1 protein-coding gene and 1 pseudogene are annotated in these 3,086 nt (G+C 46.4%); both read right to left on the minus strand.

All coding sequences use genetic code 11. From position 1 onward, the window contains the following. Positions 1 to 343 (minus strand): annotated as a pseudogene (locus WBA23_RS20050) (SusD/RagB family nutrient-binding outer membrane lipoprotein); the annotation flags it as partial. Between the two features lie 18 nt (positions 344 to 361). Further along, on the minus strand, positions 362 to 3,086 hold a 2,725-nt coding region (locus WBA23_RS20055), incomplete at its 5' end, for a SusC/RagA family TonB-linked outer membrane protein (RefSeq protein ID WP_424584060.1).

Consider the following 3,086-nt stretch of genomic DNA (forward strand, 5'->3'; position numbering starts at 1 on the left):
TCTGCGGAGCAGCACTCGCGTAAAAATAGTTAAATGCCCCGTTGAGCCACCCTCCTACTAAGATAAACTTATCGGAGTTGAAGTTGGGGGCAGTAGTGGCAAAGTAGCCTCCGTAAATATCGGAGAATAGCGACTGCGTAAGTTGGAACGGTCCTCGAGCTGGATTGCCTAAGAATGCCGGAGCGTACTGAGCTGCTCTCACTACAGCACCGTATTCACTTTGAGTGAGATTGTCTACGGTTAGGTTCTTAGGATCGGTATTAAGTTCGGTAAAATCATCGGTACAACTGTTGGCCAGAAAGATAATGGCCAGTACTGCGGTGTATAATATACTTCGATTCATCTTCATATTGATTTACAATTAAAAACCAAGGTTAACGGATACCCCAAAGCTACGAGTGGTGGGCAATGCAAAGGAGTTTAATCCTTCGGCATTGTTATTTACCGACTGAACTGCTTCCGGGTCAAAATATTCTGTCTTGTTAGTAATGAAGAACAAGTTTCTTCCCACCAACGAAATACTAGCACTTCGGAAAGGGAGGTTGGCTAATGTGCTCTCGGGTATTTTGTAGCTAAAAGCCAACTCTCGTAAACGGATATTAGAAGCATCTCTGATAAAAGCTTCGCCCACGGGAGTGTTTCTACCACCCAGTCGGTTCCACAAATCTTCCGCATTCATCTGAATATTGTTAGGAGTACCGGTGGGGGCTCCGGCTTCATCTACCAAAACCGCTGTCTCGCCCGCAAAGATATTTTCACCAAACACCAGCGATCCATCTCGACCTTGAGCAGTATAATCGAGCAGTCCACTACCCGCCATAATAGCCTCAGTGAATACGGTAACTTGTCCGCCTTGACGCATATCTATTAGCGTTCTCAAAGAAAAGTTTTTGTATCGCAACGTATTGTTAATTCCCATGAGCCAATCTGGCTGGAAATTGGATACGGGTACGGTTTTACCCGCGGTAACGATTGGTAGTCCCTGAGCATCAATAAGAACGTTTCCTGCATCATCTCTTTCGAATCCGCGGGAATACTGAATACCAAATGGTTCATCGGCTCTGATTTGGTACTCGTTCAGGAACCCACTTCCCTGAATCAGCACGTCAACGTCTTCGGTAATTTCCACTACCTCACTAACGTTTCGGGCAAAATTAGCGGTCAGGTCCCACGAGAAGTTAGGAGTGGATACCGGAGTAACCCCCAATACGATTTCTACTCCCTGATTTTGAATGTCAGCTCCGTTTAAAAATATACTACGCACTCCCGAGGCCACCGGTACATTGGTAGCGAATAGCTGATCAAAAGTATTTGAACGGTAGTAGGTGAAATCTAACAGTAAATTATCCTCGAAGAACCGAAGGTCAAACCCAGCTTCCCAGGTTGTGGTTCTTTCCGTCTGTAAATTCGCTAGTGGAAGAACAGGGCTTAGGGAGATCGTTCCAGCACTTACGGTTGCCTCTCGAGACAGTCGATAGGGAGCAGTATCATTTCCTACTTCGGCAAAAGAGCCTCGTAGCTTAAAGAAACTGATAGCCGAAGGAAGGTCTACCAAGTCGCTTACTACAGCGGTTAACCCTACGGAGGGGTAACTGTACGAGCGACTAGCTTCGGGTAGTGTAGAACTCCAATCGTTTCGGAACGAACCACTTAGGAAAATTGCGTTGTAGAACCCAATCTCACCAAAGGCATACACCGATTGCTGCTCTATTTCTGCAAAGGATTCGTTAGGTCGAGGTTGTAGTGTGTTTTCTAAAGCAAATAAGTTTTCCACGTTGAAGTTTTCTCCAAATCCGCCAATAGTTTCACTTTTAGCTCGTCGGAGGTTGGCACCCGCATTCAGTCCGATTGAAATATTTTCGGATACATCCTTCTGGTAACTTAGCAGTACATCCGTGTTCCAATCCCAGAAGTTGCCAAAAGTTTTAGAGTAAGAACCTCCGTCCGCCGTGATGTAAGTGTCTACGTAACGCAGAAATTCTTCCGATCGGTTCCGGCGATCTATACCTGATCGAACTAGGAAAGATAAGTCATCAGTAAATTGGTACTTTAGCGATAGTAACCCCAGTACTCGCTCGTCTAGGCGGGGGCGTTGAACATTGTTGGCTGTCCAGTAGGGGTTGCCTGCTTCGTTAGATCGGGGTACGTAAAAATGCTGTCTTAACTGTCCGGCATCGTTGGTAAACTGGAAATACTCTAAGTCTTGGGTACGCAGGTTTCTTGGTAAGATATAAGCGTATCGGGCGGGGTTATCAAAACTCTCACCACTGGTTAATACATCAGAGAAGTTACTGCGGATATAGGTAACCTTAACATCGGTGGTTAATTTATCGAATAAGGTGGTGGTGTTTCGCACGTTAAGATAATGACGATTCATGTCATTCTGCGGTACAATTCCTTTACCATCGGTATTGGTATAGTTAAAGCTGGTGTTGGAGTTTTCATTATTGATGTTTACTCCCGCACTTACGGCGATAGTGTGCCCGTTTTGGAAGAAATCACGGACATTGTCGGGTTGAGCGGTAAGCGGATACGTACCACCAACCGATGCTAAGTAGTCTGGGTCATTCGACCAATGGTCTACTATCTGCCCGGTCATGCGAGGCCCCCACGAGGTAAATGCTGCCGGAGAGTAAATCCCGGCTGAACCCTGTCCGAACTCATTTTGATACTTTGTGAGTAGTATGGGTGAGTTCACTTGGTAATTAAATCCTAAGTTAGCCGTTACGCCTTCGGGAGCTCCTGCCCCAGATTTAGTAGTGACGATAATTGCTCCATTATTAGCGCGACTTCCGTAAAGAGCCGCCGCATTTCCGCCTTTTAGTACCGAAATATCTGCAATATCGTTAGGCGAAAGATCCGCAATATCTCCTTCCATTGGAACCCCATCGATGATGTACAGCGGTTGGCTTCCGTTGGGTTGCAAGGAGCGATTTCCGCGGAGAACCACTTTAGTAGGCGCACCTACTCCGGCCCCCGTAGTGGTAATTGCGATACCCGCTACTTTTCCACTTAGGGCTTCCGTTATATTCACTGGGCGGGCTTCTTCAATTCCCTCACTCGATACTTCCTGCGTACTGTACGTC

Origin of the sequence: Tunicatimonas sp. (genome assembly GCF_049647865.1) — a bacterium.
Lineage (GTDB): Bacteria > Bacteroidota > Bacteroidia > Cytophagales > Cyclobacteriaceae > Tunicatimonas.